Raw genomic sequence first — 17,030 nt, forward strand, 5'->3', positions numbered from 1 at the left:
AAGGATGGTTCATTACAGTCAAATATGACAGAGACATTTCTTCTATTTAGCGGCCATCTTGCTGAAATTGGTCTGATTTATCGGGGACAGCGTCCCCCGCCGACGTTTATACTTTGCCCTATCGTTGTCATCCAGGATCCATACGGGAGTCTCATGCGCCTGATCCACACGTCAGACTGGCACCTCGGCCAGTACTTTTTTACCAAAAGCCGCGCTGCCGAACATCAGGCATTTTTGCGCTGGCTGACCGGTCAGGTGCAGCAACATCAGGTCGATGCCGTGATTGTCGCGGGGGATATTTTCGATACCGGATCACCGCCCAGTTATGCCCGCGAATTGTATAACCGCTTCGTGGTGGAATTACAACAAACCGGCTGCCAGCTGGTGGTGCTGGCCGGTAATCACGATTCTGTCGCCACGCTCAACGAATCCCGCGAACTGCTTTCCTGTCTGAATACCCGGGTGATTGCCACCGTGGGTGAAAACCTGGCGGAACAGATTTTAGTGCTCCGTCAGCGAGACGGAACGCCCGGCGCGGTGCTGTGTGCCATTCCGTTTTTACGTCCGCGTGATTTGCTCGCCAGCCAGGCCGGACAATCCGGCAGCGACAAACAGCTGGCATTACAGGAAGCCATTGCCGCCCATTATGACGCGCTGTGGCAGGCCGCGCAGGCGAAACGCGATGAACTGGGCGTACCGCTGCCGGTGATTGCCACCGGCCATCTGACCACCGTCGGCGTCAGCACCTCCGATTCGGTGCGCGACATCTATATAGGCACGCTCGATGCGTTTCCGGCACAGGCTTTCCCGCCGGTCGATTATGTGGCACTCGGCCATATTCACCGCGCGCAGTGCGTCGCCAAAACCGACCATATCCGCTACAGCGGTTCGCCGATTGCCCTGAGTTTTGATGAACTGAGCAAGGCCAAAAGCGTCTACCTGCTTGATTTCGAGGGTGCGACACTCAACGCCATCGAGACGCTGGAAATCCCCGTTTTCCAGCCGATGCAGATCATCAAAGGCTCGCTGGCGGAGATTGAAAAGCAACTGACACAGTTCGAAGGCGGCGATCCGGCAAAACCCGTCTGGCTGGATATTGAAGTCTCCACGCAGGATTATCTCAGCGATATTCAGCGACGTATCCAGGCGCTGACGGCAGATTTGCCGGTAGAAGTGGTGCTGTTACGCCGCAGTAAAGAACAGCGCATCAACCGCATTGAGCAGCAGGAAAAAGAAACCCTCAGCGAACTGAGCGTCGGCGATGTCTTTGAACGGCGGCTGGCGCTGGAACCCGATCCCGATGAACCGCGTCAGGCGCGGATGCGTACCTTATTTGCGCAGGTGGTTGAACAGGTGACCAGCGGTCAGAACGCGGAGGACAGCGCACAATGAAAATTCTCAGCCTGCGTTTAAAAAACCTGAATTCGCTGGAAGGCGAATGGAAAATTGACTTCACCGCCGAACCTTTTGCCAGTAACGGATTGTTCGCCATTACCGGCCCGACCGGCGCGGGGAAAACCACCCTGCTCGATGCTATTTGTCTGGCGCTGTATCACCAGACGCCGCGTCTGAACATCACGCCAAGCCAGAACGAACTGATGACCCGCCACACCGCCGAATCGCTGGCGGAGGTGGAGTTTGAAGTCAAAGGCGTGGGTTACCGCGCATTCTGGAGCCAGCGCCGCGCCAAAAACTCGCCGGACGGCAACCTGCAGGCACCGAAAGTGGAGCTGGCATTGCTGGCCGACGGCAAAATTCTGGCCGATAAAGTGCGCGACAAACTCGACACCATCGCTTCACTGACCGGACTGGATTTTGGCCGTTTCACCAAATCGATGATGTTGTCTCAGGGGCAGTTCGCCGCGTTCCTGAATGCAGATGCCAACGACCGCGCCGAACTGCTGGAAGAACTGACCGGCACCGAAATTTACGGACTGCTGTCTGAGCGTGTGTTTGAGCAACATAAAGAAGCGCGCATTACCCTCGACGGCCTGCATCAGCGCATGGCGGGTATCGAACTGCTCAGCGAAGAACAGCGCCAGACGCTGGAGGCGCAACTTGCTGAACTGAACGCGCAGGAAATCAGCCTCAGTCAGCAGGCACACCAGCGCCAGCAGGATCTGAACTGGCTGCAACAGTGGCAACAGGCACAGCAAAAACAGCAGCAGTCTCAGCAACAACTCACCGCCGCAGAACAGGAAAATCTGGCCGCCGCGCCGCAGTTACAGCAACTGGCGCGCAGTGAACCGGCAGAAAAACTGCGTCCGTTACTCGTGGATCGCCAGCGTTGTCAGGACGAATCGCAACGCCTTCAGCAATGGCTGACACAACTGACGCAGCAGCAGGAACAGCAGATTGCGCAGCTGACGCCGCTGAAACAGGCGGAAGAACAGGCACAAACGGCGCGGCAGACACAGGCGCAAGCACAGCGCCAGATGCAGACGCTGATCGAGGAAAAGATCCTGCCGCTGGATGGCGACATCGCCCTGCTGCGTAAATCGCTGGCTGAAATGCAGCAGTCGGCCGGTGACGCACAGAAACAGGTCGCTGAACAGCACGCGGCGCTGGTGCAAATCACGGCAGAACGCCAGAAACTGGACGAAGAAAGCCGTCAGCATCAGACCCGCCAGACCGCACTGACCGACGCGCTGAACAGCGCACAACAACGACAGGCGGCGCTGGAAAAACAGCACCCGCGGGCGGCATTGCAGCAAAGGCAGACTGAACTCATCCAGCTGCGCCCGGTGCGTCAGCAGCTGTTCTCGCTGATGCAAATTTTCCCGCAACTGAACCAGCGGGTGCTGCAACAGCACAACGATGCCGCTCAGTACCAGACGCAACTGGCTGAAGAAGAACAGCGTCTGGGCGCCATCCGTCTGCAATGTCAGAAACAGCTGGACCATCTCAACGACGTCAAAACCCTGCATAAACAGGAAATGCTGATCGTCAGCCTCGAAGCCGAACGCGCCAGCCTGCAAAGCGGCCAGGCCTGTCCGCTGTGCGGCTCGACATCGCATCCGGCAATTGAACATTATCAGGAGGTCAAACCTTCTGAAACGGCGCTGCGCGTCGAGAAAATGCAGCTGGAGTTTGATGCGGCGAAAGCCAGCGGCATCGAACTGGCAGCAAAAATCAAAAGCCTGAAAGAGCAGCAAACCCGCCTGCAAAGCCAGCTGGAACAGGATCAGCAGCAACTGAATGCGCATACCGCACACTGGCAGCAGCTCAGCGAATCGCTGAATCTGACCTTCACGCTGCATGACACCGCTGACATCACGCAATGGCTGACCGCACGCGACGACGAAGAGCAGCAGTCACAGACGCTGATCAGCCAGCACGAACAGCTGGCACGGGCGCTGCAACAGGCCAAAGATGCCCTGAATGATGCCCTGAACGCACAGCAGAAAGTGCAGCAGCAAAGCGCGTTGCTGACTGAACGTTTCACACGGCTGGAAGAGACGCAGGCGAAATCCCAGGAACATCTCGCGAAGCTGCAAAAACAGTGCGCTGAGGGTGAAAAATCACTGGCGGAACTGAACGCCAGACGTCACGAACTGTTCGGCGATCGTCAGGTGGCGCAGGTACGCGGGCACTTACATCAGCAACAGCAGGCGGCAGAAAAGGCCGTCAGCGATGCTCAGACCGCGCTGCAAAAGGCACAGGAACAGCGTGATCAGCTTGCCGGTCAGCTCGCCAGTACGCAGCAGCAACAGCAGCAGGCGCTGGCACGTCTGACGCAGGCGGAACAGGCGTGGCAACAGGCGCTCGGCGCCAGCGGCTTTGCGGATGAGGACGCCGTAAAACAGGCGTTGCTGGATGACGCGTTACGTCAGCAGCTTCAGCAACGTAAAGAACATCTGCAACAACAACTGGCGCAGGCGCAGGCCTTGCTGGTCGACGCCAAAGACATGCTGGAAAAACAGCGGCTTGCCCGCCCCTCGCATCTCAGTGAGGCCGGCAGCGATCTTCACGCGCTGACCGCGCAACAGGCGGAGCTGGCACAACAGCTGAAAGCCTTACAGCAACGTCTGGGTGAAGTGAAGAATCAGCTGGAAAGCGACAAACAGCGTCACAGCGGACAACAGGCGCTGATTGCTCAGATTGCGCAGGCGCAGCTGACCTGTGATGACTGGGGCTATCTCAATCAGATGATTGGCTCCAGCGATGGCGCGAAATTCCGTAAATTTGCGCAGGGTCTGACGCTCGATCATCTGGTGTATCTGGCCAACCGTCAGCTGGAAAAACTGCATGGCCGGTATCTGTTGCAGCGTAAAACCAGCGATGCGCTGGAGTTGCAGGTGGTCGATACCTGGCAGGCGGACGCGGTGCGCGACACCCGCACGTTATCCGGCGGCGAAAGTTTCCTGGTCAGTCTGGCACTGGCGCTGGCACTGTCAGATCTGGTCAGTGATAAAACCCGCATCGACTCGCTGTTCCTTGACGAAGGGTTCGGCACGCTCGATGCCGACACGCTGGATACCGCGCTGGATGCCCTCGACAGTCTGAATGCCTCAGGTAAAACCATCGGCGTGATCAGCCATGTCGAGGCGATGAAAGACCGTATTCCGGTGCAGATCAAAGTCACCAAAGTGAACGGTCTGGGCGTCAGCCGCCTGAGCAGTGAATTTAAAGTCTGATCCCCCGCCACCGCCGGGCAGGTTGCTAGATAAATTGCTAGCCGCCTGCCCTGCGGTGGATCCTTTTTGTGAAAGCGTGCACAAAAATCGCACCAGTTCAGTGCGCGCTTTTTCCCCAACCTGCTGAATTTACGTTTATTCCCGCTGCCGGAATGAACTGGCACGCCCTGTGCTTAACGTTATGTATACAAGTTGCAGTACAAGTTGCAACGTCCTCATAACCGCTTAGGGAACCGCCAATGAAAAACATCAAACCTGAAGTTGATAAAAAACGTCGCCAGCTGATGAAATGGCTCGCCATTACCGGCGGAGTGTCCACCCTTGGCGGAATGATCCCGACGTCCGTCTTTGCCGCCGAAGACGATGAGATCCGCATCGGTTACTGGCCGATTGTCGGCGGTTTACCGCTGTATGTGGCGCTGGAACAGGGCTTTTTTAAACAAGCCGGACTGAATGTGAAAGGCGTTAAATTCGCCAGCGCCCAGCAAATTGTCGAGGGGATGATCACCGGCAGGATCCACGGCTGCGCCAACGGCACGGCAACCGGCGCGCTGGGGCTGGGGGCCATCACCTCACCGGGGCTGTTCAAAATTATCTGCTCCAACCCCTCCAACCATAAGCTGGTGCTGGATGAATTTCTGGTGCCGCTGAACAGCACAGCCAGCGCCATCAGTGACCTGAAAGGCAAGAAAATCGCCTGCGGTCCGGGGATCCAGAACGTCACCATGGCAAAAATTATTCTGGAGAAAAATGGCTTCACTCACCCGTCGGTGATCGAACTGCCGGTCGGCCAGCACGCTCCGGCGCTGGCGGCCGGACAAATTGACGGCGTCTATACGCTGGAACCGACCGGCACGGTCGGGCGCATGAAGCATCTTTCCCGCACGCTGGAAACCGGCGTGATTTCTAAATACGTGCTCGGCAATGCCGACGCCCCGTGGTTTGGCGGCGCGGCGGCACTGAACGCCAGCTTTATCGCGGACAAACCGGAACAAACCAAAAAGTTTATTGCTGCTTATCAGAAAGCCGTGGAGTTCATCGCCGCACAGCCTGACAAAGCCCGCGAAAACGTCGCCGGTTACACCAGCATTGAACCGGCGCTGGTGAAGGAAGTGCCGCTGCCGGGCTTTGTGATGTATCCCGATTTAAAAGGCGACAACCTGCAATGGTTCCAGAAGTTTTATGACGTCTTTACCGAAAGAAAAATCTTCAGCAAGCCGGTAGATGTCGCCTCGCTGATTTATCAGGGATAAGGAGAAACAGGATGACTTCACGCTGGTCTTCAAGGTTACTGCCGCTGGTCGGTCCGGTATTGCTGTTTTTATTCTGGCAACTGGCCGTCAGCGCAAAATGGCTGAACCCGGTGCTTCTGCCCTCGCCCGTCGAGACAATCGGCTACATGTTTCAGTCGTTTTCGGATGCGTCCATGCGCACTGACATCGGCGCAACCCTCTACCGCACGCTGGTGTCCTTTGCCTTTGCGGCGGTGATCGGCGTGCCGCTCGGCGTGATCTTAGGCAGTAACGAAAAGGTTTACCGCAGTCTGGAATTCCTCATCGACTTCTTTCGCTCTACTCCCTCGTCGGCACTGATCCCGCTGTTTATGCTGATTTTCGGCATCACCGATGCCAACAAAATCGCTATCGCCGCCTTTGCCGCCGTGCTGGTGATCTTGTTTAACAGCGCCTACGGCGTGATGAATGCCAAAAAAACCCGCCTGATGGCGGCCAGAGTGATGGGGATTTCCCGCTGGCATATTTTCAAAGACATCATGCTGATGGAAAGTCTGGCGCAGACGTTTGTCGGTTTGCGTACCGGCGTGTCGATAGCGCTGGTGATCGTCATCGTCGCCGAAATGTTTATCGGATCCGAAACCGGCCTCGGCCACCGGATCATTGATGCCCAGCAGGTGTTCAATATCAAAGACATGTACGCCTCGATCCTGATCACCGGCGCGCTGGGTTACCTGCTTAATCTGGCCTTTTTGCTGATCGAGAAAAAAACCGTCCACTGGAGTAGCAAAGCATGACGCAACCTCTCTCGCTGAACCCGGATTATAAAGGCCCGCAGTTGCCGCAATACGCCACCCGCCCCGACACCCATGTAACGATCCGCGGGCTGAGCAAGGCATTTGCCGGACAGCCGCTGTACACCGATCTGAATCTGGATCTGCCGCGTGGCAAAATCGTATCGATTTTCGGGCCGAACGGCTGCGGAAAATCGACCCTGATGAACATGATCGCCGGGCTGATCCCGGTCGATAAAGGCGACATTCTGTTTGACGGAAAAACGCTGGCACAGACCACCATCGGCTACGTATTCCAGAACTACCGCGACGCGCTGTTTCCGTGGATGAGCGCACGCGCCAACATCGCCTACCCGCTGATCCGCCACGGCATGAGCAAAGCGGATGTGAATGCGCGGGTGGAGGAACTGACGCAGATGTTTGATATCCGCTTCGATCTGAAACGCTATCCGTACGAGCTTTCCGGCGGCCAGCAGCAAACCGTGTGCATCATGCGTGCGCTGGCAACGCGGCCGGAAGTGATGTTCCTCGACGAACCTTTCTCGGCGCTGGATTTCGAAATGACCTTGTTTATCCGCGATAAATTGCAGGAAGTGCAGCTGGCGACCGGCGTCACCATGCTGATTGTCTCGCACGATCTGGAAGATGCGGTGTTTCTGGCGGATGAGATTTTACTGCTGACGCGGCGGCCGACGCAGATCGCAGAAATCGTGCCGTTCGATCTGCCACGTCCGCGTGGTTCAGAAATCATGAGCCATCCGGAATTTATCCGCGTGAAGGCGCATACGCTGGAGGTGTTTAAACGGGAGATGGCGCTTTAACGGTGACGCGAGGAATGAGATCAGGGGCGCAAAAACTGCGCCCCTTTTTATTGCCTGACAACGCCCTGTTTTATAACGCGAAACGCGATTGCGGCCACAGCCAGGCGGCGCCGCGTACGCCGCTCGAATCGCCGTGAACCGCTTTCAGCATCGGCGTTTCACATTCGCCGCCAAACACCCATTGTTTGATCAGCAACGGCACGGTCTGATAAATGCGATCGACGTTGCTCATGCCGCCACCAAAGACAATCACATCCGGATCGAGAATGTTCACCACGTTCGCCAGGGCTTTTGCCAGACGACGTTCATAACGCCCCAGCGCCCGCTCTGCGGTTTCGTCGCCCTGCTCCACCAGCGCAATGATCTCTGCGCCTTTCAGCCGCTGACCGGACAGACGGAAGTAATCTTCGGCAAAGCCGGTGCCGGAAACAAAGGTTTCGACGCAACCGGATTTCCCGCAGTAGCACGGCACCTCGCGGGCAAACTGCATTTCCTCTTCATCCTGCCACGGCAGGGGATTGTGTCCCCATTCTCCTGCGTTACCGTTGCCGCCCGCATGGGCCGCGCCGTTCAGTGCCACGCCGGAACCGCAGCCGGTGCCGATGATGACCGCAAACACCGTATGACGACCGGCACCTGCGCCGTCGGTGGCTTCCGACACCGCCAGACAGTTGGCATCGTTGGCGATATGCACTTCACGTTTTAACAGCAGCGCCAGATCCTCATCCAGCTGCTGTCCGTTCAGCCAGACCGAGTTTGAATTTTTCACCTTGCCGGTAAACGGCGACAGTGTGCCGGGGATCCCCAGCCCGACGCTGCCGTGCTGACCGGTCGCCTTTTCGGCGTCCAGCACCAGCCCCTCAATCGCTTTCAGCGTGCGCTCGTAGTCATTTCTCGGCGTATCAACACGCTTGCGAAACAGCTCTTTGCCTTCATCAGATAACGCAATCACTTCTATTTTTGTGCCGCCTAAATCAATGCCAATTCGCACGTGTTGTTCTCCTTTTACACCTTGCAGGGTCAGTTTTTTTTGAGTTTATTCAGTTTAGAAGCCAGACGCGACTGTCACCAGAATAAGCTGTTATGCAATGTTACAGGGTGCCGCGATTTCTTAACGACGACTGGCGCTCAATTGGTTATCATGCCGCCCTGCATTCATTTATTCAGCGTACCACGGGTGCGCCGGGACAGGGATAACGCCATGTTATGGTTTAAGAATTTGTTGGTTTACCGTTTGAGCCGTGAAGTTTCGTTATCTGCTGACGAAATGGAAAAACAGCTCAGTGCTTTCACCTTTACCCCGTGCGGCAGTCAGGATATGGCGAAAACCGGCTGGGTCTCGCCGATGGGTTCTCACGGTGGCGATGCACTGACGCACGTCAACGGCGGGCAGATCCTGATCTGCGCCCGTAAAGAAGAAAAAATTCTGCCTTCTCCGGTGATCAAACAGGAGTTACAGGCCAAGATTGAACAGCTTGAAGGCGAGCAACACCGCAAGCTGAAGAAGACCGAAAAAGACTCCCTGAAAGATGAAGTGCTGCACAGCCTGATGCCGCGCGCCTTCAGCCGTTTCAGCCAGACGTTCATGTGGATCGACACCGTTAACGGCCTGATCATGGTCGATGCCGCCAGCGCCAAGAAAGCCGAAGACATGCTGGCGCTGCTGCGTAAAAGCCTCGGTTCGCTGCCGGTGGTGCCACTGACCATGGAAAGCCCTATCGAACTGACGCTGACCGAATGGGTGCGTTCAGGCGATACTCCGGCCGGGTTTGCCTTGCAGGACGAAGCCGAGCTGAAAGCGATTCTGGAAGAAGGCGGCGTGATCCGCTGTAAAAAACAGGCGCTGGTCAGCGACGAAATCGCCACGCACATCGAGAATGGCAAACTGGTGACCAAACTGGCAGTGGACTGGCAGGAACGTATTGCGGTGGTGCTGGCCGACGACGGCAGCATTAAACGTCTGAAATTCAGCGACGTGATCCGCGATCAGAACGAAGACATCGACCGCGAAGATTTCGCCGGACGTTTCGATGCGGACTTCGTGCTGATGACCGGTGAACTGGCCGCGTTAATTCAGAATCTGATCGAAGCACTGGGCGGCGAAGCGCAGCGTTAACACCGGATTCAGCACATAAAAAAGGCGCTAACCGGCGCCTTTTCTGTTTTAACGGTGTCTGAATAAATTACTTGGTCAGGTATTTACACAGGTACGACGTGGTTTCACCGACCTGCAAGTTGAATTCACTTTTACCCGGAATGTAGAAAGTTTCGCCCGGCTTAAACACCTGCCAGTCCGGCGATCCCGGGATCAGCACTTTCAGGGAGCCGCTGATCACAGTCATTTCTTCCGGTTTTGCGGTACCGAAGGTGTACTCGCCGACGGCCATCACGCCAACACTGGCTGAACCCGTACTTTCGCTGTCGAAACCAATCGACTTCACTTTCCCGTCAAAATACTCATTATTTTTCAACATAGATTGGCCCTTTGCGATAATTTTCAGAGCCTTCATATTAGGGGCAGAAACCGTCTTCTGTCACTGATTATTACCGCTTTATCTGCACCAGACGACACCGCCCGCAAAGCGGTATCGCTGATTTGATTTTACGGCCACACAGTGCCATTGTGGGTGGCTGTCCGCCCTGTTCGTCTCAACCTCAGACCACCAGTTCCGCCGCCAGTTTTGCCATCAGCACATTCGACAACAGCACCGGAATATTCAGATGCTTTTGCAGCACGTCAGCGTGATGACGGTTGTAACCAATGCAGTCGAGCACCACCACTTCCGCGCCCTGCTCTGCGAGACGTGTGGCCGCTTCCGTCAGCGTCTGGTCATCCGAAATATACGGGCTGGCGACCGCGAAGCACGGCGGCGTGGCTAATTTTCGCCATTTGTTCGCCTGCTCAACCACCTGCGATTCCACCGGAACCACAATGCCTGCCCGGTGCTTCCCGACTATCGCGCCGATCAGCGGCGGGATGATGCGGTCAGGCTCGAGCAGCAGCGCGTTGCGGGCATGCAGACGGTTAAATTCACCGGTGCACAGCAGCAGAATGGTCTGGCAACCCAGCGCTTCCAGCACATCAATTTTTTCCTGCAGACCGCGCTCGACGAGGTGCGCGGCCATCGACACCTGTGAACCATCCAGCAACCGCGTGACCAGCACGGCATCGCCTTCCGCAGGGGCATAACGCTGTTCAATGTGCTCCGTGCTCAGCCCGTCCAGTAACCCCACATGGGTCACGGATCCGGCTGGCAGATGCGCCATCAGCAGCGGCATGATATCGCTGCGTGGCGCCTGTCCGATGGTTAACGTCGCAAAGGATGTCATCATGGTGTTACTTCCGGTTTTGCAGGTGACGCAAGCTTCCGTACAGCGACAACAGGAGTTGATATTCATCGGCATCAAAGAACTGACAGGTGCCGCGGCCAAACTCTTTCGCCACTTCCACGGCAAATTTTGCCGCCAGTGCGATATCCACTTCGTGACTTGCCCCGGTGCCACAGCCCGGCACCACCGATTCTGCGGTGATCGCCACACCGACTACCGGTACAGAGGTCGCCGTGGACGGTTGCAGAATGCTGTTCAGGTGATGCACGCCGTTGCCGTAAGGCGTGATGTCCTGCGTGGTGATCGGGAACGTCACCGCCGGTTTGCCGCTGGTCATTTCCATGATGCGCAGTAAATCTTCGGAAACACGCAGGATGTACCCCTCTTTCACCGTCGGCGAAATGGCGTATCCCTTGTGGTTGATAATGCGGTTGCCCTTGGTGGTGTCGATGGAGAGGATCGCATCCACACCGTCCACCACTTCGTTGTCATTCATGGTCACGTCGTCAATCGGTGAATCCATAAAATCCACCGGATCGTGCGGACGGGTCGGGGCGTTCGGGCAGATATGCGTCGTGATGATCACATCGCCGTCAAGCACATCGCCTTTGCGCTGCATGTCAGCCAGTTTCAGCGCGCTGGTGACGGCGGCAATCGCGCCGTCGCCATCAGACACCAGACCGATGCGTGTCGGACGTGCGCCGATACCGCCCAGACGGCCGATAATGCCCAGCGTCGGCGCGGTGCCGCCGCTGCTTTTACCCTGACTGCCCGGCACGGTGATACGGACAAAATCCGTGCCGCCTTTCGGGCCATCAGCGCGATGCGTGCTGGCCGTGATGCCCGGATAGCGGGCGAATAAGTCCACAATGTCCTGACCGCTGACGTGTGCACTGTCAATCAGTTCGAATACCGTTAATGTCTGTTGCAAACTCATCACAAAATCCTCTTAAAACATCGCGGCTGGCGTATTTCACGCAGTAGCCAAAACAGTCGCGGGCGCTGTTCATCGTGGAACAGTCAGGTGTTTAATGCTGGCTAAACATCAGCCCTGGTGTTGGTGCGGTACTCACTACTTTTTGGCACTGAAAACCGACGTGAAGAAGCTGTAAAGTGCGTCACCGGCGATAAATCCTGCCGCCAGCACTTCCATTGGCGTACGCCCTTTTTCACCCCAGATACGAATAATGATGATGCGCAGTACAATGCCGCAAACCACGGCCCATCCGGCCATCACGCTGTTGATCAGTAAACCGGTGGCCAGCAATACGCCGAGCTGGCGTTTCGGCCCGCCAATCAGCTGGATCAGCGCCCCCGGAATGGCCCAGATCAGCAGACTGTGGGCAATGCCCGGCTGCGCACCGGCCTGAATAGTTTTGGCATACACGCGCGCCACCGGCGGCACCAGATCCTGTGCGAAGTAACCGTAATGGGCATACCAGACCACCGGAATGGCGATGATAAAGGCCAGCAGGGCGGCGAATAACTGGATGCGGCGACCGGCGAGTTCAGCCTGCAAATCTTTGCCATAACCCCGCAGGATAAATCCGGCTTTGAGGTCAAACCCCATGTCGGCAAATGCCGGGCCGGTCGCGGCGGTAAAGCCGGTCAGCACGCACAAGGCCAGCGGCGGGAAGCCAATCAGAATACCGATAATCAGCGTGATCAGCGCAACAGCAAAGGCCGGGAACCAGCCGGAGTGCATCGCGGCAATGCCGACAATCAGTTCATGGAAGAAGGCGGCAAAAGCGGCGTAAATCACGAACGCAATCAGCATGCCGACGGACATCTCGCTATATAAACCGCCCGCCAGCGCCAGCAGCGCGGCAATGGCGATATAGCCAAATGCGCCCAGCCCGAGCGCGGTTCGCACTTCTTTCGCCGGTTGGGTAAAGGTGGTTCTGGCGTCAGCATTTTTCGCACGCACCACCTGAATCACCTGCAACAGCGAGACCAGCCCCGCGCCGACCATCATGCCGTGCGGAATATACATCGCATTCAGATCCAGCCCGGCCAGCGGCTGTGCGTAAGCGCGGATCAGCAAACCAATCCCGAACATACTCAGCGCCCAGATATTGCCGATAAATGCCGTACCAAATGCCGCCATCGGAATTTTAAGCATCGCGCCGCCCAGCCCGATCACCACACCGGCGACCAGCAACCAGGCCTGACGCCCGCCGTTATCCCCTGCTTTAATGGCTTCCGCTGCCGCCACACCCGGCGGCCAGGCATTACTGGCCGGGAACACTTTGGTGTCAAACAGGCGGTAAAGCAGATAGGCATCGAGCAACATCGCCACCGCCACGCCGGTAAACATCGGCATGATCAGTTGCGGTTGCCCCATGACATATGGGATAGCAATGGGCATCAGCAGGCTGTTTGCCGCGCCAAAGGTGGCAGAAGAAATGACGGTTTGCGCCAGATTCTGGGTATGAACAGAACGGTAACGCTGAAACGCCTGCATCGGAATGCGCGCCAGCAGCATGGCAAACAGCGCGCCAATAATGGAAGTATTAGGCGTCACGCCTAAGGTGGTAATCAGTTGAACACCGATGATTGCGCCTAACACAGACAACAGAATCATCACGATGAGAGTGCCAATATCCTTTAGCTGATTTTCCTTATTATTCTTAACAGGTTGATCTGACATAAGGCCCCTGGTGTTGAGCAAGTATTTCACATAAAAACATTCCGGGCCCGTTACCGGTCATTCCCTTTGCGGATTATTCCCGTGTCGGTAAATGCCAGTATTCATCACCCAATTTTTCGGCGAGTTGCCGGGTTACAGCAATCAGCCCTTCTTTTATTCCTTGCGGAATTTCTTTCCCTTGTGCAGGCGAAGGGAAAGACAAACATAATCCGACGGTTTCATTACGGTGCTTATTAAAAATGCTGGTGGCTAATGAACTGATGCCCAGCAAGGTTTCATTATTGGCAAACGACACACCGGTGTTCCGTACCTCTGCCAGACGGGCTAATAACAGTGCCATACTGGCCGGGGCATTCACCGAATTCACCTGATATTCCCCGTGAAAACGCTGCATCACCTCGTCATCGGAATACCGAGCAAGAATCGCCCGGCCAATCGCGGTTTCATGCGCCGGGAGCAGGCTGCCTGCGGGGGTCACCACCTGCAGATAAGTTCTGCCGGGAAACATCCGCATGACCAAAATATCCCGCCCTTCCAGCATCGAGATATAGCCGGTGCATTGCGTCAGCTGACTGAGTTGCGTCATATACGGCGATGCGGTATCCACCAGCGGCGTCGATAAATAATGACTTGAGACGGCCAGTAATAATTTTCCGATGCGATACAGGCGACTGTCCGGATCGCGTTCCAGCAATCCTTCTGTTTCCATGGTCATCAGCAAACGTGAAACCGTACTTTTCGGTAATTTTAAATTTTCGACCACGTCACTGAATGACAAACCGGGATGTCCCTGACGGATCCCCTGCCTGGAAAATAATTTCAGTACCGCCGACGCATTTTCTAAAGTGGTCATAAAGGAGTGAGTTCCGGTATATGGAACAGGGTTCCTGTTAAGTTAAATAAAAACTAAAGCTGATACGTGTCAGCGTCAAGCCGTTTATTTTTCACTCAGAACGGAACAGGCAAAGGAATATGCTTAAAGAAATTCCTAAAGCCATTTATTTTTGGGAGAGGAAGAGAGGATGCCGAGTATTTATGAGGTGACGGACGTCAAACTCAGCAGATTATCGTGATTAAATATTACGCAAAATATACAAAGCGATGGAGGCTTCAACGAGGATAATGGTGACTGACCAGATAGCGGGCATGGCTTTGGCGTGCTGGTGGAAGAACGACATCAGGGATTTCATCATGGGTTCCAGGTTTAAGGACTGAACTAATCACATGGGTTATTATTTTACGCCCACTAATTCACCAGTACAATACTTAGACGACTGTGATCTTCCTCACAGGCGATGGCCCGTTTTGTTTACATGCCGCCACCCTGCCCGCGTTCAGGCAAAAAAAACGAGCCACCGCGGCTCGTTTCTGAAAAGACATCATCACGTTCAATGCTGAATTTAGCGCGCCATGGGCAAGGCCAGCGCATCCATAATGGCATTCACCACGTCGGCAGGATCCTGCGTGCCATCGACCACATGATGGGCGGCCTGCTGGTAAAGCGCTTCACGTTCGTTCAGCACTTCCGTCATTTCTTCAGTGATCGGTTTGCCGGTCAGCGTCGGGCGCTGATCTTCCAGCGGAGCATCTTCCAGACGGTTTGCCAGCGTTGAAGCCGGCGAGCGCAGATAAATCACGGTGCCCGCTTCCCGCATAAAATCGCGGTTTTCCTGCGCCAGCACCACGCCGCCGCCGGTGGCAATGACAGTCAGCGGCGAACAAATCGCTTTCAGCGTTTCAGTTTCACGACGACGGAATCCCTCCCAGCCTTCACGTTCGACAATGTCTGCGACGCTAAGACCCGAAGTGCGCAGCAGATGCAGATCGGTATCGACAAATTTGTAGCCCAGCACTTTCGCCAGCTCGCTACCTACTGTCGTTTTACCCGCGCCGCGCGCGCCTACCATGAAGATGGGTTGTGTCATTACCGCTTCCTTTATTCCCCGGGAGCCCCGTTGCTCGCCTGATAAAAATCCATCCTCTGTAAGGAGGTTGAACGTCAAACGTTACCTGATGTGCTGACTGTCGTTGTACTCGCGAGATAGTACAACAAAAAAGCTTCACTGGCAGATTTTTGTCACCTGCCGGTGAAGCTTCTGTAGCGTTTTATTTACGCCGTTAAGGGCATCATACTGAAAAATCCTTGTTACGCAACGGCCTGCAATGAGCTTTGCGAGCCTCCGCCCTTAAGTGACTGTATCAGCGGGGTTTACAGATATACACCAGCGCGGGAGGAAAATTCCTGACCACACGGATTTTTTTCCAGGTGAAATAGCGTGACAACAGTTTTTCTGACAGCTGGCTGTACTGAAACAAAATCAGCACTCCGTCTTTCTCCTTCAGTTGTTGCTGCGTTCTCTGCAAAATCCTGATGCTGGTACGCACGGGCATCGACAGCAGCGGCAGACAAGAAAATACCGCGTCGTAATTCGTGCTCATGTGCTCCGCAGAATGCGCCATCACCTGCAAACGGCGATCCTCCATCTGGTTCAGCTTACGCACAAAAGCGGGCTGAATTTCGAAAGCCTCCAGTTTGGCATCGGCGCGCATCCGGCTGAGAATACGGCGGGTCAGCACCCCGTCGGCCGCGCCAAGTTCTGCAATATCCAGCGAGGTGGTCCAGTCAATCTGGCTGAGCATCGCATGGCATAACCAGGGTGACGACGGCATCAGCGTGCCCATGGTCCTGGGTGAAGTCATAAAATTCTGTAAATAAAAAAAGCGGTTCTGAATCGAAAGTCCGGTGTTCTTAATCGTCATTATTGCGGCGTTCAGCATATATACGTCCTCCTGAAAGGGATAGACCCCTATCAGGCCAAAAAATTCTTAAGAAATGATTAATAAGAGAAATAATGACCAGTAAGATTCAAACAAAATAAATCACATGGGATAACTCTCAAAAAAGACGTCAACCGCAGGCAGGATTCAGATAATAAAAAGGCCAATGTCAGGTGACATTGGCCTTCTCACACTACATTCACTTAATCACGTTTAAATAAAAAACGTTGAGGGATATTCCGTCAGACGATTTTATTTATACAGCTCGACGCTGGCACGGCTCAGGCTGGAATCCCCCGGGGTGTCGGCACCGATGACGCGGTAATGGGTTGCCCCTTTATCGCTGGCAATCTGGTTCAGCTGGTCACGCATGCTACCCGGAACCGTATTCGGCGCACTCACAGACACGGTACCCAGTGACTGAAAGTTACCGCTTTGCGCCTGCATTTCTGAAATAGGCGTAGCCGCGAGGGCTGAGAATGAAGCGACAGTAATAGCAACAGCGGCAATTGCAGGTAAGATTTTCATATTACGCACCTTTCTTTCGTTAGTTTCGTTAATTAATGGGGCGGAAGCAATCCGTTGAAATAATTATCGGCGAATCAATGAAAGCGGACGTAATCGAATGTAAAGAACTTCAACCATTGTGGTAAAAATAAGGAGAGGATGAAAATAAATATTTCTGAGAAGGTAACTTACGAGGAAATAAAGATATTTAATGGAGAAAGTGTGGAGAGTTGTTAATGTTATTTATGACCCGGACAACATTCGCACAAATCGACGCCGGG

The 17,030-nt window shown here is 55.0% G+C and carries 15 protein-coding genes; 6 read left to right on the forward strand and 9 right to left on the reverse strand.

Annotated elements, in window-relative coordinates; translation table 11 throughout:
* Positions 1–153 precede the first annotated feature (153 nt).
* The 5 genes from sbcD to J9880_RS02740 all read left to right on the forward strand — a co-directional run bounded on the left by sbcD (position 154) and on the right by J9880_RS02740 (position 7,484).
* Positions 154–1,392: an exonuclease subunit SbcD gene (gene sbcD / locus J9880_RS02720; protein WP_095924919.1), complete on the forward strand. Its 1,239-nt coding sequence runs from the start codon at positions 154–156 to the stop codon at positions 1,390–1,392.
* A complete protein-coding gene (sbcC, locus tag J9880_RS02725; protein WP_232770043.1) occupies positions 1,389–4,637 on the forward strand; it encodes an exonuclease subunit SbcC in 3,249 nt (1,082 codons plus the stop codon). Before sbcD ends, sbcC begins: the two co-directional genes overlap by 4 nt.
* 239 nt (positions 4,638–4,876) lie before the next feature.
* Positions 4,877–5,890: an ABC transporter substrate-binding protein gene (locus tag J9880_RS02730; RefSeq protein ID WP_119826815.1), complete on the forward strand. Its 1,014-nt coding sequence runs from the start codon at positions 4,877–4,879 to the stop codon at positions 5,888–5,890.
* Between the two features lie 11 nt (positions 5,891–5,901).
* Positions 5,902–6,666 carry an ABC transporter permease gene (locus tag J9880_RS02735; protein ID WP_095924916.1) on the forward strand — a complete coding sequence of 255 codons (765 nt, stop codon included), beginning with the start codon at positions 5,902–5,904 and terminating at the stop codon, positions 6,664–6,666.
* Entirely contained in the window at positions 6,663–7,484 is an 822-nt protein-coding gene (locus tag J9880_RS02740) for an ABC transporter ATP-binding protein (RefSeq protein ID WP_229920935.1), read from the forward strand. The genes J9880_RS02735 and J9880_RS02740 overlap by 4 nt, the downstream gene beginning before the upstream one ends.
* A 70-nt stretch (positions 7,485–7,554) precedes the next feature.
* Here the strand turns inward: J9880_RS02740 and mak are convergent, their stop codons facing one another.
* Positions 7,555–8,475 (reverse strand): fructokinase, encoded by a 921-nt coding sequence (gene mak / locus J9880_RS02745; protein WP_095924915.1) that lies wholly within the window; start codon positions 8,473–8,475, stop codon positions 7,555–7,557.
* A 210-nt stretch (positions 8,476–8,685) separates the two neighbouring features.
* Here mak and rdgC point away from each other — a divergent pair, with 210 nt between their 5' ends.
* The gene (gene rdgC, locus J9880_RS02750) at positions 8,686–9,600 is read left to right on the forward strand and encodes a recombination-associated protein RdgC (RefSeq protein ID WP_119826819.1); all 915 of its coding nucleotides are present in this window, start codon (positions 8,686–8,688) and stop codon (positions 9,598–9,600) included.
* A gap of 67 nt (positions 9,601–9,667) precedes the next feature.
* On the opposite strand, the gene ppnP is transcribed toward rdgC, so the two are convergent.
* The 8 genes from ppnP to J9880_RS02790 all read right to left on the reverse strand — a co-directional run bounded on the left by ppnP (position 9,668) and on the right by J9880_RS02790 (position 16,770).
* On the reverse strand, positions 9,668–9,958 hold the full coding sequence (ppnP, locus tag J9880_RS02755) for a pyrimidine/purine nucleoside phosphorylase (protein WP_013576688.1): 291 nt from the start codon (positions 9,956–9,958) through the stop codon (positions 9,668–9,670).
* A 181-nt stretch (positions 9,959–10,139) separates the two neighbouring features.
* Positions 10,140–10,817 (reverse strand): AroM family protein, encoded by a 678-nt coding sequence (locus J9880_RS02760; RefSeq protein WP_131693519.1) that lies wholly within the window; start codon positions 10,815–10,817, stop codon positions 10,140–10,142.
* A 4-nt stretch (positions 10,818–10,821) separates the two neighbouring features.
* Positions 10,822–11,751 (reverse strand): DUF1177 domain-containing protein, encoded by a 930-nt coding sequence (locus J9880_RS02765; RefSeq protein ID WP_095924912.1) that lies wholly within the window; start codon positions 11,749–11,751, stop codon positions 10,822–10,824.
* A 135-nt stretch (positions 11,752–11,886) separates the two neighbouring features.
* Positions 11,887–13,464: an OPT/YSL family transporter gene (locus J9880_RS02770; protein WP_095924911.1), complete on the reverse strand. Its 1,578-nt coding sequence runs from the start codon at positions 13,462–13,464 to the stop codon at positions 11,887–11,889.
* Positions 13,465–13,537: 73 nt separating this feature from the next.
* A complete protein-coding gene (locus J9880_RS02775) occupies positions 13,538–14,317 on the reverse strand; it encodes an IclR family transcriptional regulator (protein ID WP_095924910.1) in 780 nt (259 codons plus the stop codon).
* 547 nt (positions 14,318–14,864) lie between these two features.
* Positions 14,865–15,389 (reverse strand): shikimate kinase AroL, encoded by a 525-nt coding sequence (gene aroL / locus J9880_RS02780; RefSeq protein ID WP_095924909.1) that lies wholly within the window; start codon positions 15,387–15,389, stop codon positions 14,865–14,867.
* Positions 15,390–15,663: 274 nt separating this feature from the next.
* Positions 15,664–16,242, reverse strand: a complete 579-nt coding sequence (locus tag J9880_RS02785) for a class I SAM-dependent methyltransferase (RefSeq protein WP_095924908.1) — start codon at positions 16,240–16,242, stop codon at positions 15,664–15,666.
* Between the two features lie 252 nt (positions 16,243–16,494).
* Positions 16,495–16,770, reverse strand: a complete 276-nt coding sequence (locus J9880_RS02790) for a YdgH/BhsA/McbA family protein (RefSeq protein ID WP_095924907.1) — start codon at positions 16,768–16,770, stop codon at positions 16,495–16,497.
* Positions 16,771–17,030 lie beyond the last annotated feature (260 nt).

It is taken from the genome of Rahnella victoriana (assembly GCF_021276285.1).
GTDB lineage: Bacteria > Pseudomonadota > Gammaproteobacteria > Enterobacterales > Enterobacteriaceae > Rahnella > Rahnella victoriana.

Excerpts from the sequence above, each read along its gene's own strand:
- J9880_RS02760 (WP_131693519.1), bottom strand. The coding sequence starts at position 10,817 with ATGATGACATCCTTTGCGACGTTAACCATCGGACAGGCGCCACGCAGC.
- J9880_RS02730 (WP_119826815.1), top strand. The coding sequence starts at position 4,877 with ATGAAAAACATCAAACCTGAAGTTGATAAAAAACGTCGCCAGCTGATG.
- sbcD (WP_095924919.1), top strand. The coding sequence starts at position 154 with ATGCGCCTGATCCACACGTCAGACTGGCACCTCGGCCAGTACTTTTTT.
- J9880_RS02775 (WP_095924910.1), bottom strand. The coding sequence starts at position 14,317 with ATGACCACTTTAGAAAATGCGTCGGCGGTACTGAAATTATTTTCCAGG.
- J9880_RS02785 (WP_095924908.1), bottom strand. The coding sequence starts at position 16,242 with ATGCTGAACGCCGCAATAATGACGATTAAGAACACCGGACTTTCGATT.
- rdgC (WP_119826819.1), top strand. The coding sequence starts at position 8,686 with ATGTTATGGTTTAAGAATTTGTTGGTTTACCGTTTGAGCCGTGAAGTT.
- J9880_RS02770 (WP_095924911.1), bottom strand. The coding sequence starts at position 13,464 with ATGTCAGATCAACCTGTTAAGAATAATAAGGAAAATCAGCTAAAGGAT.
- J9880_RS02790 (WP_095924907.1), bottom strand. The coding sequence starts at position 16,770 with ATGAAAATCTTACCTGCAATTGCCGCTGTTGCTATTACTGTCGCTTCA.
- J9880_RS02740 (WP_229920935.1), top strand. The coding sequence starts at position 6,663 with ATGACGCAACCTCTCTCGCTGAACCCGGATTATAAAGGCCCGCAGTTG.
- J9880_RS02765 (WP_095924912.1), bottom strand. The coding sequence starts at position 11,751 with ATGAGTTTGCAACAGACATTAACGGTATTCGAACTGATTGACAGTGCA.
- J9880_RS02735 (WP_095924916.1), top strand. The coding sequence starts at position 5,902 with ATGACTTCACGCTGGTCTTCAAGGTTACTGCCGCTGGTCGGTCCGGTA.
- ppnP (WP_013576688.1), bottom strand. The coding sequence starts at position 9,958 with ATGTTGAAAAATAATGAGTATTTTGACGGGAAAGTGAAGTCGATTGGT.
- sbcC (WP_232770043.1), top strand. The coding sequence starts at position 1,389 with ATGAAAATTCTCAGCCTGCGTTTAAAAAACCTGAATTCGCTGGAAGGC.
- aroL (WP_095924909.1), bottom strand. The coding sequence starts at position 15,389 with ATGACACAACCCATCTTCATGGTAGGCGCGCGCGGCGCGGGTAAAACG.